The sequence below is a fragment of the bacterium genome (assembly GCA_035308905.1).
GTDB lineage: Bacteria > Sysuimicrobiota > Sysuimicrobiia > Sysuimicrobiales > Segetimicrobiaceae > DASSJF01.
Genome location: DATGFS010000070.1, coordinates 16,793 through 34,206, shown reverse-complemented (window position 1 = coordinate 34,206; position 17,414 = coordinate 16,793). Strand labels below are relative to the sequence as shown.

Sequence of the window (17,414 nt, the reverse complement as noted above, 5' to 3'; positions counted from 1 at the left end):
GTAGGAACGGCTTGAGGATGGCCATGGTGGTGCCAGTATAGCCACCGCCCAACGGCCGGAAGCGGCCCCGATGCCGCCGTTGCACCGAGTGTCAAGTGTAGTCGGATCTATCTGAACCTAGACACCGCCGGGGCGCGGCGGGGTCGAGCCGCGGGACGCGGCCGGTTGGTCTGGCGCAACCCCGAGTGGGGCACAAGGCTCCTTACGGTGGGGGCGGCGATGACGGACGACGGCGTTCCTCAGGCTGGTACGCTGGTGCGTCGGGACCAGGAGTCTCCCACTCCGTCCTCCGGCGGCAATTTAATAGAACGTTTCGTAAGCCTCAGTGGAACGTTGAAGCGGTCCACGTCGGTGGCCGACGCCGCCGAGGCGATCGGGGTGGCCGCCCTGGCTCTGACGGGCGGGCAGCGCGGCGCGGTGTACCTCTCCGCCCCGGACGGCGAGGCGACGCGCCTGTGGGCCTCGCGCGGCGGGATCCCCGAGCATCGCAGCACATCCGGATCCGGCCCCGTCATCGTCTCCGACGTCCGGGACCTTCCGCAAGATGACGGGCTGCGCCAGACCGCGGAGCGCGAGGGCTACCGCGCCGTTGCCTCGTGGCCGCTCACTCGCGGCGGCAAGAGGCTCGGATCGATCGTCTGCTGCTTCGACGCACCGCGCAGCTGGTCTGCGGCTGAGCTCGACGTCATGCTGGCGCTGGCGATGCAGGGGGCGACAGCGCTGGAATGTGCCCTGTTAGCCGAACGGGCCGGCGGGCCCCAACCGGACGCCGGCGCGGACGACGTCCGGATCGCCGAGGCGCTGCGCATTCTGCAGACCGAGGGCACGTCGCTGTCCGAGGCGCACCGCGAGCTGGAAGCGCAGCGCGCACGGCTCGACCAGGCGCGTCAACAGCTGGCGGCGCTCAACCTGTGGCTCTTGGCGGTGCAGAACGAGCTGCAGATCGAGCGGGCGCGCCTTGCCTCGGAGCACGTGCGGCTGACGAAGGCGCGCGACGACCTGGCCTCGGAGGACGCCCGCGTCGCGGCGGCCCGCGAAGCGCTTGACGCACAGATCGCCGCGGCCCGGCAGGAGCTCGAGAGCGAGAGCGCGCGGCTCGCGACGGCGGCCCGTGAAGCGCTCGACGCGCAGATCACCGCGGCCCGGCAGGAGCTCGAAAGCGAGAGCGCGCGGCTCGTGGCGATGCGGCGCGAGCTGTTCGAGACCCCCGTCCGGCAGGCCGACCCGCGGCCGGAGCCGCCGGCCGAACGAACGCCCGTGTCCGACGCCAAGCGGATCTTGGAAGCGGAAAGCGCGCGTCTGAGAGAAACGTTGTCGGCCGACAGCACGCCGCCGGCCGGCTCTGTCCCGACCCCGCCGGCCGACCCCGTCCCGACGCCGCAGCCGGCGACGGCCCCCGTCGAGCCCCCCGCCGCAGCGCCATCTCCACAACCGTCGAACGGCACGGCCGGGCCGGTCCCGTCGGGAGCCGCCTACGAGCTCGGCGGACCCCTTCCGACGCCCTGGGCCCTCGAGGAGCTCTACCCGCTGCTCGTCGAGCGCGCGGCCAAATTGCTGAACGCGGAACGCAGCGCGCTCAAAGCCGAGGAACAGGTCAAGATCCTCGGTCGGGCCCTCGACGACCGCGACGGCCACCGGGCCGGCTACAGCGAGCGCCTGGAGGCGTGGGTCGAGGCCACGGCCGGCATGCTGTCCTGCAGCCGCGAGGAGATCGTGGACCTCCGCCGCGCGGCCTTGCTGCACGATCTCGGGAAGATCGGCGTGCCGGAAGCGATTCTCCGCGGCCATTCCCGCCTGACGGAGCAGCAGCGCGGCATCGTGCGCGCCGTTCCGGCGCTTGCGGAGCAGGTGCTGCGGCCGGTCAAGGGGATGCAGGGCGTCGCGGCGATTCTCCGCCACCGTTATGAACAGTGGGACGGTAAGGGGTATCCGGACGGCCTGAAGGGCGACCAGATTCCGCTCGGGGCGAGAATCCTCGCCGTGGCGGATGCGTACGGCGTGATGACGACGGTGCGGCCGTATCGGGCGATGGTGTACTCACTGGACGCCGTCGCGGAACTCCGCCGCTGCGCGGGCGCGCAGTTCGACCCCAAGGTGGTCGACGCGTTCTGCGACGTTTTGAAGCGGGAAGGCTAGAGCTCGCACCCCAGTAGAAACGCCGTCGCGTTCTCGTCATGGAACCGCGGCAGCACCTCGAGCATCGCGGCGCGCACCGCGCCGGCGTCGAGTCCGGCGAGGCGCGTCAGCGCCCCCAGCATGATGGAGTTGGCAAACAGCGCGTTGTTGAACCGCTCCTTCGCGAGCGCGGTCGCCGGCACGCGCACGTGCCGCTCCGGGTCGCGCGGCTGCACCTTCGTCACCATGTCGGGGTCGTACAGAATCGCCCCCGAGGCCAGCTCGTAGAACTTGCTGTAAGCCGACTGCGAGAACGCGACGAAGTAGTCGGCGTGCTCCACGACCGGACTGTCGACGTATTCGGGCGCCACCACGAGCTGCGCGCGGACGTAGCCGCCGCGGGTCTCGGTGCCGTGGCTCTTGAGCATCGTGACGCGCATCCCCTGACGGATCGCGGCGAGGCCGAGGATCTGGCCCATCCGCACGACGCCCTGGCCGCCAAAGCCGCTGATCAGGATCTCGGTGCGGGCCTTCGTCAGAACGCCCGTGGCTGCCACGGCCGGCCCCCCGCGCGCCTCAGCCGTGACCGCCCCGGCCGTTCCCGGCGGCAACGCGGGTATTGAGGTCGCGGAGCAGCCGCGAGAACTCCGGCCGGCTGTTGCTCGCGTCATGTTTGATACCGGTCTCCCAAGTGAACTCGGTGGGCCTGCCGTCGCGGTCGACGCCGCGGGTGTGGTCCTCGATCCACTGAATGTTGGCGACGGTGTCGCGCGTGCCGAGCGCGTAGGCGCCGAAGTTCTCGTTGCACTGGAACCGCACGTGCACGAAGGAGAACCCGTCGTTCTGCAGCGCCTTCTTGATCGCTTTCTTCGTCTGCAGCCACTGCACCGCGGTGTACTCGGCGACGAACGTGGCCCCGGCGGCCTTCACGATGTCGCACGGGTCGAAGCTGGGTTCGACCATGCCGTACGGGCTGGAGTTCATCACGTACCCCGCCGGCGTGGTGGGCGAGAACTGGCCGCCGGTGGACTCGTACCCCATGTTGTCTTCGCAGATCACGGTCACGCCGAGGTTGCGCCGCGCCGCGTGGATCAGATGGGACGTCCCGATCGCCGCCGCGTCGCCGTCGCCGACCACCACCACGTACTTCTTGTCGGGCTGGGCCACCTTGAGGCCCGTCGCTACGGCGAGCGCGCGGCCGTGGGTCGCGCCGACGTTGTCGCCGCCCCAGGTCGCGTAGGTCTGCCGCCCGACGCAGCCGATGCCGGTGATGAACACGACGTCCTCCCGCGACCAGCCCAGCTCGTCGATGGCCTGCAGGATCCAGTTCTCGATCATCCCGATGCCGCATCCGTGGCACGCTTTCGTCGGGATCTGGCTCGGCCGCAGGTACTTCTCGACCAGGCGGTTGGCCATCGGCTACCGCACCTCCGTCCAGATGTACGGCATCGCGGGAATGCCCTGTCCCTTCACCACTCCGTCGAGCGCCCGGAGCACTTCCTCCACCGTATGGAGCTCGGCGCTCTTGCCCATGAAGTGCACGCGGTCGCGCGCCGGGGCCGCCCGCTGGACCTCCCGCACGAGCTGCCCGTCGTAGTTGAGCTCACAGACGACGTAGGGCACGTCGCGGGTGAACAGCTCGTCGGGGAACGGCCACAGCGTGATGAGCCGGAGAAAACCGGCCCGGACCCCCGCCCGGCGGGCCCGCAGGACCGCGGTCTTCGCCGTGCGGGCGGTCGCGCCGTACGCCACGACGATGACGTCGGCGTCGTCCAGCCCCACCGCCTCGTACCGCAGCAGTTCCTCGCGGTGACGGCGGATCTTGTTGATGAGCCGGATCGACTGGTCCCAGTGCGCTTCCATCTCCTCGATGTCGTAGCCCTCGGGCGTGTGAGTGTAGGCAGAGACGCACACCCCGGTCCCCTGCCCCACCACGTTCGGCGCGACGTCGATCGCGTCGGAGCCCTGCGGGTAAAACGGCATCTCCGTGTTGTGACGCCGGGGGACCACGATCTCCGCGAGGTCGTCCGCCGACCGCGGCAGGAACAGATCCTCCTGCATGTCCGAGATCACCTGATCGGTCAGGATCGTCACGACGGTGCGGAAGCGCTCCGCCAGATTGAGCGCGTCGATCGTGAGCCAGTAGGTCTCCTGCACGCTGTCCGGCGACAGGACGAGGCTCTCGATGTTGCCGCCGTGCGAGCAGTAGCGTGCGATGTAGAACTCGCCCTGGCCCGGCGCGCCGGTGATGCCGCTCACCGGCCCCACCCGCATCGCGTCGACGATCACGAGCGGCACCTCGTTTGCGACCGCCCATCCGTACGCGTCGTGCATCAATGTGTAACCGGGGCCGGAGCTCGCGCTCATCGCCTTGAGCCCGGCGAGGCTCGCGCCGGCGCACATGTGGACGCCGGCCAGCTCGTCCTCCGCCTGCACGTAGTAGCCGCCGACCTGGGGAAGGCGTTTCGACATGTGCTCCGCGATCTCGGTGGCCGGCGTGATGGGATAGCCGGCGAAAAAGCGGCAGCCCGCGGCGATGGCGCCTTCGGTGAGCGCAAACGTTCCGGTCTCCAGCACCCGCCGGCCGTCGGTGAAGCGCGTGTTCCACTCCGCCCACGGCGCGACGAGCCGGACGGACGCCACCGACGGGGCGATCACGCCGCGCCCTCCCGAGGGGCCTTCGTCTTTTTCGGCTCGACGTTGATCACGAAGTCGGGACAGACCTGGTAACAGAGCATGCAGCCGACGCAGTTCGCTTCGTGCGCCACCTCGATGGGGAACCAGCCGATCGTGTTGACCTCTGTGCTCCACCGGAACACGTCGACGGGACACACGTCGATGCAGAACCGGCAGGCCTTACAGAAATTCTTTTCGACGGTGACGCTCCACTTGTCGGAGGGGGGCAGCTGTTTCTTCGCTTTCGCGGGCTCAAACAGCGGCACGGTACACCCACTGTACACCAGGTGCCGGAAACGCGTCAAATCTCACGGTTTCCGGAGGCGGACGCGTCGCGCAGGACGCGCTTCAGGATTTTGCCGGCCCCGCTCATCGGCAGCGCCGCCCGGAACTCCACCTCGCGGGGCACCTTATAGACCGCGAGACGCTCCCGGCAGTGCGCGGTGATCTCGTCGCCGGTGACGCCGCCGGCGCCGTCCCGGAGCACGACGAAGGCCTTCACCGTCTCGCCCCGGTACACGTCGGGCATGCCCACGACCGCGGCGAGCTGCACCGCCGGATGGGCATACAGGACTTCCTCCACCTCGCGCGGCCACACTTTGTACCCGGCCGTGTTGATGACGTCCTTGAGGCGGTCGACGATCTGGAAGTAGCCCTCCTCGTCGAGCCGCGCGATGTCGCCGGTGTGAAACCACCCGCCGCGGAACGCCAGGGCGGTCTCCTCGGCCCTGCGCCAGTAGCCCCGCATCACCTGCGGCCCGCGCAGCACCAGCTCTCCCGGCTCGCCGCGCGCGGCCGCCGCGCCCGTTCGCGGATCGACGACGGCGGCGTCGGTGTCGGACAGCGGAATGCCGATCGCGCCGGCCTTGCTGCGCCGCGGCGGATTCGCGACGGCGAGCGGGCTCGTCTCGCTGAGCCCGTACCCTTCGACGAGAATCTCGCGTCCCGCCAGCTCGTCGAATCGCGCCTTCACCGCCGCGGGCAGCGACGCCGCGCTGGTGCGGCAGACGCGCAGCGAGGACAGATCGTAATCGCGGCAGTCCGGCAGGTTCAGAATCGCGGCGTACATCGTCGGGACGCCGAAAAACCGCGTACACCCGTAACGGGCGATGGCCCGCGCGATCCCTGCCGGGCGGAACCGCTCGAAGAGCACAAGGGCCGCTCCGGCGTACAACGGGACGTTCATCGCGCCCGCCATGCCGCCGCTGTGAAAGATCGGGAGGGCCGCGATGCAGGTTTCCCCGCCCTCCTCGAACCCGTACCACGTGGCGAACTGGACGGTGTTGGCGACGATGTTCCGATGGGTCAGCATCGCGCCCTTGGGCGCGCCGGTCGTGCCGCCGGTGTACAGCAGAAGCGCGAGGTCCGCGTCCGGATCGACGGGGACCGGCTCGAATCCGTCCGCGGACGCGAACAGCTCCGTCCACGGGGTCGCCCCGTCGGGAAGCCCGTCCGCCGGCCGGCCCGCCGCCGCGCCGACCGGCGCCACGAAGACCGGAATCCGAAGGCGCGCGGCGACCTCCGCCGCCGTCGGGTACAGCGGCCCGGAGGTGAGCAGCACCGACGCCTCCGCGTCGCGGAGCTGATACTCGAGTTCTGCGGTTCTGTGCATCGGGTTGCACGGCACGCCCACGGCGCCGGCCAGCCACGTCCCGAAGTAGGCCGCGATCAGCGCCGGCGAGTTCGGAAGAAAGAACGCCACGCGTTCGCCCCGGCGGACGCCCGCGCGGACGAGTCCGGCCGCGAGCGCCCGCGACCGGGCGCAGAGCTCGTCGTACGTGAGCCGCCCGCGCTCCTCCGCGGTCTCCGGATCCACCACACGGATCGCGGGGCGCTCGGCGTAGTGCGGGAGGTTGCGCAGGAGAATCCACGAGGCGGGCTGCGCCGGATACTCGATGGACCGCGGGACGTGGTCCGGCCAGAAGCGGTCCCACGGCCGTTCGCGCCCCTCCCCCTGCACCGGACGGTTCACCCCCGTGCCGCACGACCGCGGCCGCCCGATCTGTCAGGCGCACTTTGGCGCACCGGCGCACCGCTCCTGCCCCGTCTGCGCGGGACCTCCGGCCGCTTCCGCAGCCTCCTGCCCCGTCTTGCGCGGGACCTCCGGCCGCTTCGCGTCCTCCTGCCCCGTCTGCCCGGGACCTCCGGCCGCTTCCGCGGCCTCCTGCCCCGTCTGCGCGGGACCTCCGGCCGCTTCCGCGGCCTCCTGCCGAGCGGCCGCGAGAGGCACGGAGAGTCCGAATCGACGAAGCGCCACGGCACGTCGGTGGCCACCGAGATCCCGATGCGCGGCGTCGCCACGATCCGGCGCGGCGCCGCGCCGCGCGCGAGGTAGAGCGGTCCCCGCACGAGATCCGCGCGGTTGTCGGCCAGCGTCACGCCGAGCGCCTCGGTGAGCCGGCCCGGCCCTCCCCCGATCAGCCGCGGCACGCCCGTCCCGCGCCGGCGCGCCATCTCGTCGATGCCGTCGACCGGCTCGATCGCCCGGAGCAGCACCGCCCCGGCGATGCCTTCCGGCTCCGTCACGACGTTCAGGCACGCGTGATTGCCGTAGCTAAAGTAGACGTAGGCCGTGCCCGGGGGGCCCCACATCACTTCGCTGCGCGGGGTGCGCCGGTAGGCGTGGCTCGCGGGATCGCGCGGTCCGAGATACGCCTCGACCTCCACGAGCCGGCCGCACAGGCGCCCGTGGGAGGTCTCGTGCACCAGGTAGCAACCGAGGAGATCGCGGGCGACGACGATCGTCGGGCGCGCAAAGAACGTCCGCGGCAGACGCGGCGCCACGCCTAGCGGGCCAAAAAGGCGAGCAGCGTGGCGAGCGGCCAGGCGTTGACGACGTGGGCCGCGTCCATCCAACCGCGCCGGGCGACGCCGACGCCGTAGGGCATGAACGCGAGGTGCGCCTTTTGGTGCGCGTCGGTGTCGATCGCGACCAGGACGCCGCGCTCACGGGCCGCCCGGACGTGCACGTCGGGCAGGTCCAGCCGGTCCGGCGATGCGTTGATCTCGATCGCCGTCTCGGTCCGCCGCGCGGCCTCGAGGACGGCGTCAATGTCCAGGTCGTACGGCGGGCGCTCGCCGATCAGCCGCCCCGTCGGATGGCCGAGCACGTCGAGGTGGGGATGCTCGAGCGCGCGGATCACCCGCTTCGTCATCTCGTCGCGCGCCATCCGGAACCGGCTGTGGATCGAGCCGACCACCAGATCCAGCCCGGCCAGCACGTCGTCGGGATAGTCGAGCGATCCGTCGCCGAGAATGTCCACCTCGGCGCCCATCAGCACCCGGATCCCCACCGCGTCGGACAGCCCGCGGACGGCCGCCGCGTGCGCCCGCAGATCCTCCACCGTGACGCCGCGCGCGAACTTGAGGGACTGCGAATGATCGGTAATGCAGCAGTACTCGTAGCCGCGGGACGCGGCCGCCCGCGCCATCACCTCCGCGGTGTCCTTGCCGTCGCTCCACTGCGTGTGCATGTGCAGGTCGCCGCGGATCTCTTCGAGCGTCACGAGCGCCGGCAGCTCGCCGCGCTGCGCCGCCTCGATTTCGCCCTGCCCCTCCCGAATCTCGGGCGGAATCCACGGCAGCCCGACCGCGGCGTACACTTCTTCCTCGGTCGCCCCGCCGATCCGGCGGCCGGCCCGGCCGGCGGCGTCCCCGGCCGGATCGGGCGCGGGCGCCGCGGCGACGTCGTACACGCCGTACTCGTTGATGCGCAGCCCGCGGCGCACCGCGATCTCCCGCAGGCGCACGTTGTGCTCCTTGCTGCCGGTGAAGTACTGCAGCGCCGCGCCGTAGGAGACCGGCTCGACCACCCGCACGTCGCACTGGACGGCCATGCGGCCGAGCAGCACGCTCGCCCGGGTCGGACCCTTCGACAGCACCTGCGCGATTTGGGGCAGCGCGACGAGCGCCCCCATCACCGCCGGCGGGTCCACCGCCCCGACCACGATGTCGATGTCGGCGACCGTATCGCGCAGCCGGCGCAGACTCCCGGCCACACTCACCGCCTCGACGCCCGCCGCACGCCGGAGCCCGTCCACCACCGCGTCCACGAGCGGGCGTACCTCGAAGGCGGGCCGGCGCGTGCCCTGCTGCCGGCGCCGCTCGATCCCCTTCAAGATGTTCGTCTCGGACCGCGCGCCGAGCCGCGGCAGCGCGCGCACGCGTCCGTCGCGGCAGGCCTGCTCGAGCGCGTCCACGTCGGCGATGCCGAGCTCCCGGTACAGCAGCAGCGCCGTCTTGGGCCCGACCTCGGGAATCGTCATCAACTCCGGCAGCCCGGCCGGGAGATCGCCCCGCAGGGTCTCATGGTACGTGATCGCGCCCGTGCGAAGATACTCCTCGATCTTCTCCGCGAGGCCCGCGCCGACGCCGGGGATCTTTCGCAGCTCCCCGCGCGCGGCGACGGCCGCGACGTCCTCGCTTAGGCTCTCGACCGCGCGGGCGCCCTTGCGGTAGGCATTGACCCGGAACGACGATTCCTGCTTGAGCTCAAGAAAGTCGGCGATCTCCGACAAGAGGTGAGCGAGTTCGAGGTTCCGAGGGCTGATCAGAACGTGGAGCCGCCCGGGCCCAGCCTCGGCACGTGCACCGGCAGCGCGGGCAGCAGCATCGCCTGGACGCGCTCGCTGCCGCTCAACAGATACGGGGCGACCTGCGACCGATGGGCGTCCGCCGTGACGACGCCGCGAAAGGGCGCCGCGAGCGTCAGCATGAGCAGCGAGGTGGCGAGGACGATCCCGCGGGCCACGCCCAGGATGCCGCCCAGGAGGCCGGACGCGGGAAACTGCGCGCGGGCGAAGATCCAGCGGATCAGGATGCCGAGCGGCAGGTACAGCGCGAGCCAGATCACGACGAACGCGATGAGTCCTTCCCAGGATCGGCTCAGGCCCGGCAACCGGCGCAGCAACTCGGCGCCGCGCGGGTACAGGGCCGCCGCCGTGAGATAGGTCGCGACGAGCCCGCCGAGATCGAGCAGGCCGGCCAGCGCGCCGAAGCGCGCGCCCCGGAGAATCGACACCAGCACGATCGCGAGGGTGACCCAGTCGATCCAGTTCAGTGTGATCGTGCGGGGCATCCGGCCCTCCCCCTTATGCCTCCCCAGGGAGCGCTACGCCGGACCGCGTCTCCTCGTAGGGCCCGGGATTCACGCTCGCAGCTGCCCGCCTGTCTGACTCTGAAGGGCTGTTCGAATTCGGGCCATGATTTCCTCCGCCTCGGGCGCGGTCAGCGTGCGGTCCGCCGCGCGGAACCGCAGGCGGTAGGCGAGGTTGCGGTGGCCCGGCGGCACCGGGGACCCGGTGTACACGTCGAACAACTCAACCGCTTCCAGCAGCGGGCCCGCGGTTTCGCGGATCAGCCGCTCGATCTCGGACGCCGGCAGCGTTTCCGGCAGGACGACCGCGAGATCCCGCTCTACGTCCGGATACCGGGGGAGACCGGTGTAGGCGCGGCTCGGACGGGCCGCGGCCAGCAGCGATTCCAGATCGAGCTCGGCCAGGCACGGCCGGTCGGGCAGCCGCTCCCGGTCGACGAGCTCGGGATGGAGCTCCCCGAAGCGCCCCACCGGACGCCCGGCGAGCATCAGCGCGGCGACACGTCCCGGATGCCACCAGGGCGTCCCGTTCAGCAGAGACGACGCGGAGGAGTCCGCCGCGACGGCGGCACCGGTGATGTCGAGATCGTCGAGCAGCGCGTCGAGCACCGCGCGCAGATGGTAGGCATCGGCGAGTACGCCGTCGGCCGGCACGTTCCAGCCCCACCGCCACCGGCCCATCACCGCGATGCCCGCGGCCCGGCGCTCCTCCGGCCGGCCGCCGCCTTTCGCCGCCTGCCAGACGTGGCCGAGCTCGAAGACGTGCACGTCGTGCTGACGCCGCGATGCGTTGGTGGCGAGCACCCGCAGCAGTCCCGGCAGCAGCGATTGCCGCAGCGCCGCGTGCTCGGCGGTGAGCGGATTCACCAGCCGCACCGCGGCCGCACCGTCCGGCGCGCCGTCGCCGTCCGCGGCGGGGCTTCCGGCCGCCGCCAGCGTGAGCGTCATCACCTCGGTCAGCCCGGCGCGCAGCAGTGCGCCGCGCACTCGCCGCTCCTCGGCGACGGGCGCCGACACCCGCCCCGGCGTCGTCACCCCTCGCGGCATCGTGAGCGGTACGCGGTCGTAGCCGTGGACCCGGATCACTTCCTCGATCAAGTCCTCTTCCCGCGTCAGATCGGGACGGTACGTGGGCGGACGAACGGTCAGGGCCGCGGCGCCGGGCCGCACGTCGCACCCGAGCGCCCGCAGCGCGCGAACCATCTCTCCGCGCGGGATGGCGATCCCGAGCACCGCATCGGCGCGCGACGGCCGCAGGCGAATCGTCGGCCGGAGCCGCGGCCGCGGGTAGACGTCGATCAGTCCGGGCGCGGGGCGGGCGGCCGCCACCTCCGCGAGCAGCAGTCCGGCGCGGCGTTGGGCCGCTACCGGCCCCTCGGGGTCTGCGCCGCGCTCGAACCGGCTCGACGCCTCGGTGCGCACGCCGAACCTGCGGCTCGTCCGGCCGATCCCGGGCGGATGCCAGTACGCCGCCTCGAGCAGGACGGCCGTCGTGTCCGGACCGATCTCGGTGTCCTGTCCGCCGATGATGCCGGCCAGCGAGACGGCGTGCGTGTCGTCGGCAACGACCAACGACTCCTCGTCCACGGTTCGCGCGACGCCGTCCAGCGTCACGAGGGTTTCTCCGGGCCGGGCCCGGCGCACGATCAGCCGCCGGCCGCCGACCCGCGCGAGGTCGAACGCGTGCATCGGCTGGCCCATCTCGAGCATGACGTAGTTGGTCACGTCGACGACGTTGTTGATCGCCCGCACGCCGGCCGCTTCCAGACGCCGCTGCATCCACGCCGGTGACGGGCCGACGCGGACCGCGTCGAGAACCGTCGCGGTGAACCGCGGACAACCTTCGGGATCCCGGACCGTGACGGACACCCGCCGGTGGACGTCGGTCCCGCCAGCGCGCCGCGCAGACGCAGGCGACGCCGCGGACCGGCCCCGCCCGGACCGTGCCGGCTTCGATGCGGCGCGAGAGGCCGGCCGTGCGGCGCGCACCCGCGGCGCGCTCTCGAGACCTTCCGGCAGCCGCAGCGCGCGCCCAAAGAGCAGCGCCGCTTCGCGGGCGATGCCGATAATGCAGAGGCAGTCCGGCCGGTTGGCCGTCACCTCGACGTCCAGCACAGTGTCGTCCCCGACCGGCTCGACCGCTTCGACGGGCAGCCCCACCGTCGCCAGACGCTCCGCGAGCGTCTCCGTCGAGACGTCGCCGAGATCGACGTAGGCTTCGAGCCACTCGCGCGGAACCCGCATCGGACCCCTACACCTGCCGCAAGAACCGCACGTCGTCTTCGTAGAAGAGCCGGATGTCGTCGATCCGGTGCTTGAGCATCGCGGGCCGTTCGATCCCGATCCCGAACGCGAACGCGGTGTAGCGCTGCGGGTCGATCCGCGCCATCTCCAGCACGCGCGGATGGAACATCCCGCACCCCAAGATCTCGAGCCATCCGGATCGTTTGCAGACGGCGCACCCCCGGCCGCCGCACATCACGCACCCGATGGCCATTTCCGCGCTCGGCTCGGTGAAGGGGAAGTATGACGGCACAAAGCGCACGCGCGTCTCGGGCCCGAAGTAGCGTCGCGCAAACTCGTACAAGACGCCCTTCAGGTCCGAGAACCGGACGCCCTCGTCGACCATGAACCCGTCGATCTGCTGGAACATCGGCGAATGGCTGGCGTCGACGGGATCGCGGCGGTAGCAGCGGCCGGCGGCCACCGCCCGCATCGGCGGCCGCCGGCCGTCCATCACGTGGACGTCGACCACCGTCGTGTGCGTGCGCAGCATCCACTCGGCGTCGAGGTAGAACGAGTCCTGCGCGTCGCGCGCCGGGTGATACGGCGGCATGTTGAGCCGCTCAAAGTTGTCGTGGTCCCGCTCGACTTCCGGACCGTCTTCGATGTCGAACCCCATCCCGCGGAAGATCTCGGCGATCTCGCCCGCCGTCCGGGCGAGTATGTGGGCGCGGCCGCGCGCGAGCGGCCGGCCGGGAAGTGTCATGTCGATCCGCTCGGCGGCGGCGAGTGTCGCGCGCGCGCCCTGGCCAAGTATGTCGCGGCGCTTGGCCAGCGCGAGTTCGACGTAATCCTTGAGGTGATTAAGGGCCTGGCCGAGCCCCGGGCGGTCCTCCGCGGGGGCCGCGGCCACGTCGCGGAAGGCCCGCGTGATCCGGCCCGACCGGCCGAGATACCGGACGCGGACTTCCTCGAGGGCCGCCGTGTCGCCGGCGGCTTCGATATCCCGCGTCGCCTGCGCGCGGATCTCTTCAATCCATGCGACGTTCTCCACGATCGCCTCCGGTCGCGCGCGGCTTCAATTTCATGGTTGCCGGCCGCAAGTCGGCCGGCGGGACGCGGCCGCCCCCGGAACAGCAACGCACTTCTGTCCGAGGGACAGAAGTGCGGTCCCTACGAGATCGTCGGAGCGAAACTCACCTGGTACGGGCGGAACGGGTGCGGTCGCGAACAGGAGTCAGTTCAGGATGGGCAACACCCAACGGCTTTCGCCGTCCGTCAGGTCCCGATAGATCAAGTACGCCCAGATAGAGCCGGTCGCCTCGAACAGACGCCAGAAGCATTCCGGCGTCCACGCGATTTCCACCACGCGTCCCCCGTCGTGCTGCGACGACTGCGCGACGGCACCATCTGTGGGTCGCCGCCGTCGCGGAGTGGATTGAAATGCGGCCTTAGTATAACACACGTCCGCCGCAGCCCGGATCAAGCGCGCGGCGAGAGGAGTCCCGCGGCCTGATAGAGGAGCACGGCCGCGGCCGCCGCGACGTTGAGCGACTCGACGGGGCCCAGCACCGGCACCCGCACCGCGGCTCCGCCGTGCGCGCGCCAGACCAGCGCCGGGCCCGCGGCTTCGCTGCCGAGGACCAGCGCGAGCGGACGCACCCACGTCGCCGGGGTCGGCGGTGAGGGGGCGTGCGCGTCGGCCACGACGATGCGGACCCCCGCGGACCGCAGCGCGGCCTCCGCCTCGTCGGCCCCGGCCGCGAACGCGATCGGCACCAGGAACGCCGCGCCGGCCGAGGCCCGCAGCGCCTTCGGCGCGAACGGGTCAGCCGTCGGGCCGCAGGCCACGACGATCGTCGCCCGGCACGCGACGGCGGTACGGACGATCGTCCCCACGTTGCCGGGGTCCTGGATCGCGTCCAGCACGACCGCGAGCGTCTCCGCCCCCGCGGCCAGCGCGAGCGGCGCGGCGGCGGGCCGCGGCGCGACGGCGAGCACCCCCTGCGGAGCGGGCACTTGGGTCAGCGCCGCCAACACGTCCGGCGTGACGGTGATCTCGCGCGCGGCGCGCGCGCGCGCCGCTTCATAGATCCGGGCGGCGGCGGGATCGGCGGCGGCGGCCTCGGTCACGACGAGCGCGTCGAACGACACGCCGGCGGCGACCGCGGCCTCGAGCAGCCGCCACCCCTCGATCGCGCAGACCCCCGAGCGGCGGCTCGGCGCCCGCAACGTGGCGCGGAGCTCGCGCACGAATGGATTGTGCCGGCTCGAGATGGTCGACGCACCCACCTCCTGCGTGGTCCGCGCCTCCGCGGCGCTCCGGGTACGATTCGGGCCCTCCCGGAGGGAGGGCCCGTGACTTACGGTCGAAGCAGGTTCCGGCTCGGTGGCGGCTGTTCGATGGGACCTACTCGTCCGAACGCGCCCGCTTGACCAGCGCTTCGAACGCGCGGTCGTCGCGGACGGCCAGATCGGCGAGCACCTTGCGGTTCACCTGAATGCCGGCGCGCCGGAGACCGCAGATGAGCCGGCTGTACGATGTCCCGTGGATGCGCGCCGCCGCGTTGATGCGCGCGATCCACAACCGCCGGAAGTCGCGCTTGCGCGCCCGCCGGTGGTTGAACGCCTGCTGCAGCGCGCGGTGCACCGTCTGGTTCGCGAGCTTGAACCAGCGGCTCTTCTTGCCCCAGTAGCCCTTGGCCAGCTTCAGGACCTTGTGGTGCCGGCGACGGGTCGTCACCCCGCGCTTTACGCGTGCCATTCGTCCGTCCCCCCCATCCGTCTATCGCGCGGCCGGGGCCGCGAGCTCACTTGTAGGGAAGCAGCCGCGCGAGCCGCGCCCGATCGGTGCGCTCGATCTCCCGCAGCTGCCGCAGCGATCGCCGGCGCTTGGCCGACTTCCCGACCATCAGATGGCCGCCGAGCTGGCGGCCGCGGAGCAGCCGCTTGCGCGCGGTGACGCGGATCCGCTTCGCCGTCCCCTGGTGTGTCTTGAGTTTCGGCATCTCGTCCCCCTCAGTTCTTCTTCGGCGACAGGATCATGATCATGTTGCGGCCTTCCATCAGCGGCGGCCGCTCGACCACGCTGACCTCGGCCAACTGCTGCGCCATCCGCTTCAAGATCTGCTCGCCGATCTGCGGGTGCGCCATCTCGCGTCCCCGGAACCACATCGAGACCCGCACCTTGTCGCCGTCCTTGAGGAACGTCGTGATGGCGCGCGTCTTCGTTTCCAGGTCGTGCTGCCCGATCTTCGGGCTCAACCGCATGCCCTTCAGTCCCGAGGTCTTCGATTTCTTGTGGGCGACCCGCTCGCGCTTCGCCTGCTCGTACTTGTACTTGCCGAAGTCCATGATCCGGCACACCGGCGGGTTGGCGGTCGGCGCGACCTCCACCAGGTCGACCCCGGCCTCCTGCGCGCGCACGAGCGCGTCACGCGTCGGCACGACGCCGAGTTGCTCCCCCGCATCCCCTATCAGCCGGACCTCACGGGCCCGAATACGCTCGTTGATCCTGATCTCTCGGTCGATAAAACCTCAACCCCCTTGGTTGCCCAAACAAAAAAGGGGCGGCGTTGCCACCCCCTCGCACAACCTCGATCGTGCCGACCTCATCGACGGCGCCTCGGGCGCGCCATGAGGTGAGAAGCGGATGGCTTCTGCTTGGCACCAGAAACTATACCACGGACGGCAGGCACGGTCAACGACAACCCGCGCCCGCCTCCCGTCCGGCCGCACGGGTTTCACAAACACGTGTCCGCGTCCGCGTCACGATGCGCGCGGCCGGGACGTCACCTGATGCGCGGCGAGATTGAGATTGAACGCGTCCGGGACCGTCTTCTTCCCGGTGGCCTTGTCCACGCTCACGAACTCACAGGACAGCGTCCCAGGAGTGACCGTGAGCCTGAGGTACCCGTAGAGCTTGTCGGCGAACGATTCCAAGGTCAGCGGGTTGCCGGCGGCGTCCGTTCCCTTCACCGGCGGTTTCGGCTGCTTCCCTCCGGCGCCCGGCTTGAAGCCCGACAGGTTGAAGTAGCCGCCGTTCCCGCCCACCACGTATGGAATCTGCCGCCCGGCGACCGTCCGCGTGTATCGCTCGTAGAGGTGGGCGTGGCCCGAGAGCACGACGTCGGGATAGATGCCGGCCTTCTGACATGCCGCGTCGATATCGGCGAGCATCGCGGGATTCGGCGTGTGACTCCCGCTGCCGGTGAAGGGCGGATGGTGCACCGCGATGACGAGAGCGCGCCGGTCGTTCTTCGCGCGTTGGGCGGCCGCCGTCTGCAGCTGGCTCTGCAGAAACGCGAGCTGCGCCGGGCCCACCTTCGGCCCGCTGATCAGCCCCTGCGTCGCGCCTTCGCTCGTGTTCGAGTACAGCCCGATGATCTTCACGAACGGCGCGTCGAGCGTGAAGTAGACACCGGGCTGCGTCATCGTCGTCCGCGCGCAGCCCTGGGCGACCACATGGTGCATCGACGTCGCCGTGCAGAAATTATTGCAGAACGGTTCGAGGGAGTATTTGACCGGCTCGCCCGGAAACAGGACGCCGTCGTGGTTCCCGGGTACGGCGAAAATTGGGGCGTCGTAGTCCCGGTACGGATCGTAGAACTGGTCGTAGTAGTAGCGCTCCTGCCCGTAGTAATAGACGACGTCGCCGAGATGGAAGAAGAACGCCGGCCGCCCGGCCGCGTACGTCGCACCGGCGAGATCGGCGCTCATCGCGTCCGCGACCGCGAATTGGTCGGACGGCTGCTTGATCCCTCCGGTGTCGCCGACCGCGTGAAACACGATTCGCCCCGACTGCTGAATCTGCGAGAGGATATCCGCGCCGAGCACGTCCGAGAACGCCAGCACGGGCGGCGTCCGCCACGGCGGAGGCACCGGCTCCGGCGACGGCGTCGACTTGATGTTGGCATCGGCGAACACGTCTTTCGGATCGAGGGTATTGTAGTCGTCAGGCGTCGGGTGGGGATTGCCGAACGCGAAACCGAGCGCCGATGTCGTTCCGACCGGCTGGGCATTGCTCGACGGCGCGCCGCGACCGATCACCCTGCCCTCGCGGCGCTTCGCCGCCGCGCCGGCCGCGGGGCGGGCGGCCGTCCTCGCGCGAGCCTGGGTCTTGCCAGACGGCCGTGATGAGGTACGACTCTGGCGGCGGCGCACATCGATCCCCCCAATCTCATGGCGCGATCGTTGTCAGCGGGTGGTCATGTTCCGTATTGCGTCGCTGGACTCCTCGGCCCGTGGATCGACTAATCGCGGACCGACTGCGAGGCTCGCACGGGTGAACCCCTGAAAAGGATAG

The 17,414-nt window shown here is 70.8% G+C and carries 17 protein-coding genes; 1 reads left to right on the top strand and 16 read right to left on the bottom strand.

What is annotated here, in order from left to right:
- Positions 1 to 351 precede the first annotated feature (351 nt).
- Positions 352 to 2,136 carry an HD domain-containing phosphohydrolase gene (locus VKT83_18345; protein HLY24431.1) on the top strand — a complete coding sequence of 595 codons (1,785 nt, stop codon included), beginning with the start codon at positions 352 to 354 and terminating at the stop codon, positions 2,134 to 2,136.
- On the opposite strand, the gene VKT83_18340 is transcribed toward VKT83_18345, so the two are convergent.
- From VKT83_18340 to VKT83_18265, 16 genes are all read right to left on the bottom strand, one after another.
- Complete coding sequence (locus tag VKT83_18340; GenBank protein ID HLY24430.1) at positions 2,133 to 2,672, bottom strand: 2-oxoacid:acceptor oxidoreductase family protein; 540 nt, start codon at positions 2,670 to 2,672, stop codon at positions 2,133 to 2,135. The genes VKT83_18345 and VKT83_18340 overlap by 4 nt on opposite strands.
- 19 nt (positions 2,673 to 2,691) lie before the next feature.
- A complete protein-coding gene (locus VKT83_18335; GenBank protein ID HLY24429.1) occupies positions 2,692 to 3,531 on the bottom strand; it encodes a thiamine pyrophosphate-dependent enzyme in 840 nt (279 codons plus the stop codon).
- A 3-nt stretch (positions 3,532 to 3,534) separates the two neighbouring features.
- The gene (locus VKT83_18330) at positions 3,535 to 4,773 is read right to left on the bottom strand and encodes a 2-oxoglutarate ferredoxin oxidoreductase subunit alpha (GenBank protein HLY24428.1); all 1,239 of its coding nucleotides are present in this window, start codon (positions 4,771 to 4,773) and stop codon (positions 3,535 to 3,537) included.
- Positions 4,770 to 5,057 carry a ferredoxin family protein gene (locus VKT83_18325; protein ID HLY24427.1) on the bottom strand — a complete coding sequence of 96 codons (288 nt, stop codon included), beginning with the start codon at positions 5,055 to 5,057 and terminating at the stop codon, positions 4,770 to 4,772. Before VKT83_18325 ends, VKT83_18330 begins: the two co-directional genes overlap by 4 nt.
- Before the next feature lie 35 nt (positions 5,058 to 5,092).
- Positions 5,093 to 6,763 carry a long-chain fatty acid--CoA ligase gene (locus VKT83_18320; GenBank protein ID HLY24426.1) on the bottom strand — a complete coding sequence of 557 codons (1,671 nt, stop codon included), beginning with the start codon at positions 6,761 to 6,763 and terminating at the stop codon, positions 5,093 to 5,095.
- Entirely contained in the window at positions 6,760 to 7,575 is an 816-nt protein-coding gene (locus VKT83_18315; GenBank protein HLY24425.1) for a DNA-3-methyladenine glycosylase, read from the bottom strand. The genes VKT83_18320 and VKT83_18315 overlap by 4 nt, the downstream gene beginning before the upstream one ends.
- Before the next feature lie 2 nt (positions 7,576 to 7,577).
- On the bottom strand, positions 7,578 to 9,341 hold the full coding sequence (gene polX / locus VKT83_18310) for a DNA polymerase/3'-5' exonuclease PolX (GenBank protein HLY24424.1): 1,764 nt from the start codon (positions 9,339 to 9,341) through the stop codon (positions 7,578 to 7,580).
- Entirely contained in the window at positions 9,341 to 9,868 is a 528-nt protein-coding gene (locus VKT83_18305) for a CvpA family protein (GenBank protein ID HLY24423.1), read from the bottom strand. Before VKT83_18305 ends, polX begins: the two co-directional genes overlap by 1 nt.
- 69 nt (positions 9,869 to 9,937) lie before the next feature.
- On the bottom strand, positions 9,938 to 12,130 hold the full coding sequence (gene pheT / locus VKT83_18300) for a phenylalanine--tRNA ligase subunit beta (GenBank protein HLY24422.1): 2,193 nt from the start codon (positions 12,128 to 12,130) through the stop codon (positions 9,938 to 9,940).
- A 7-nt stretch (positions 12,131 to 12,137) separates the two neighbouring features.
- Positions 12,138 to 13,163 carry a phenylalanine--tRNA ligase subunit alpha gene (pheS, locus tag VKT83_18295; protein ID HLY24421.1) on the bottom strand — a complete coding sequence of 342 codons (1,026 nt, stop codon included), beginning with the start codon at positions 13,161 to 13,163 and terminating at the stop codon, positions 12,138 to 12,140.
- Between the two features lie 183 nt (positions 13,164 to 13,346).
- Entirely contained in the window at positions 13,347 to 13,475 is a 129-nt protein-coding gene (locus VKT83_18290) for a hypothetical protein (GenBank protein HLY24420.1), read from the bottom strand.
- Between the two features lie 116 nt (positions 13,476 to 13,591).
- Entirely contained in the window at positions 13,592 to 14,401 is an 810-nt protein-coding gene (locus VKT83_18285) for an RNA methyltransferase (protein ID HLY24419.1), read from the bottom strand.
- 118 nt (positions 14,402 to 14,519) lie between these two features.
- Positions 14,520 to 14,873, bottom strand: a complete 354-nt coding sequence (gene rplT, locus VKT83_18280) for a 50S ribosomal protein L20 (GenBank protein ID HLY24418.1) — start codon at positions 14,871 to 14,873, stop codon at positions 14,520 to 14,522.
- 46 nt (positions 14,874 to 14,919) lie between these two features.
- A complete protein-coding gene (rpmI, locus tag VKT83_18275; protein HLY24417.1) occupies positions 14,920 to 15,117 on the bottom strand; it encodes a 50S ribosomal protein L35 in 198 nt (65 codons plus the stop codon).
- Between the two features lie 10 nt (positions 15,118 to 15,127).
- Positions 15,128 to 15,622, bottom strand: coding sequence for a translation initiation factor IF-3 (gene infC, locus VKT83_18270; GenBank protein HLY24416.1), 495 nt, complete (start codon positions 15,620 to 15,622; stop codon positions 15,128 to 15,130).
- Between the two features lie 255 nt (positions 15,623 to 15,877).
- Positions 15,878 to 17,158 (bottom strand): metallophosphoesterase, encoded by a 1,281-nt coding sequence (locus VKT83_18265; protein ID HLY24415.1) that lies wholly within the window; start codon positions 17,156 to 17,158, stop codon positions 15,878 to 15,880.
- Between the last annotated feature and the right edge of the window lie 256 nt (positions 17,159 to 17,414).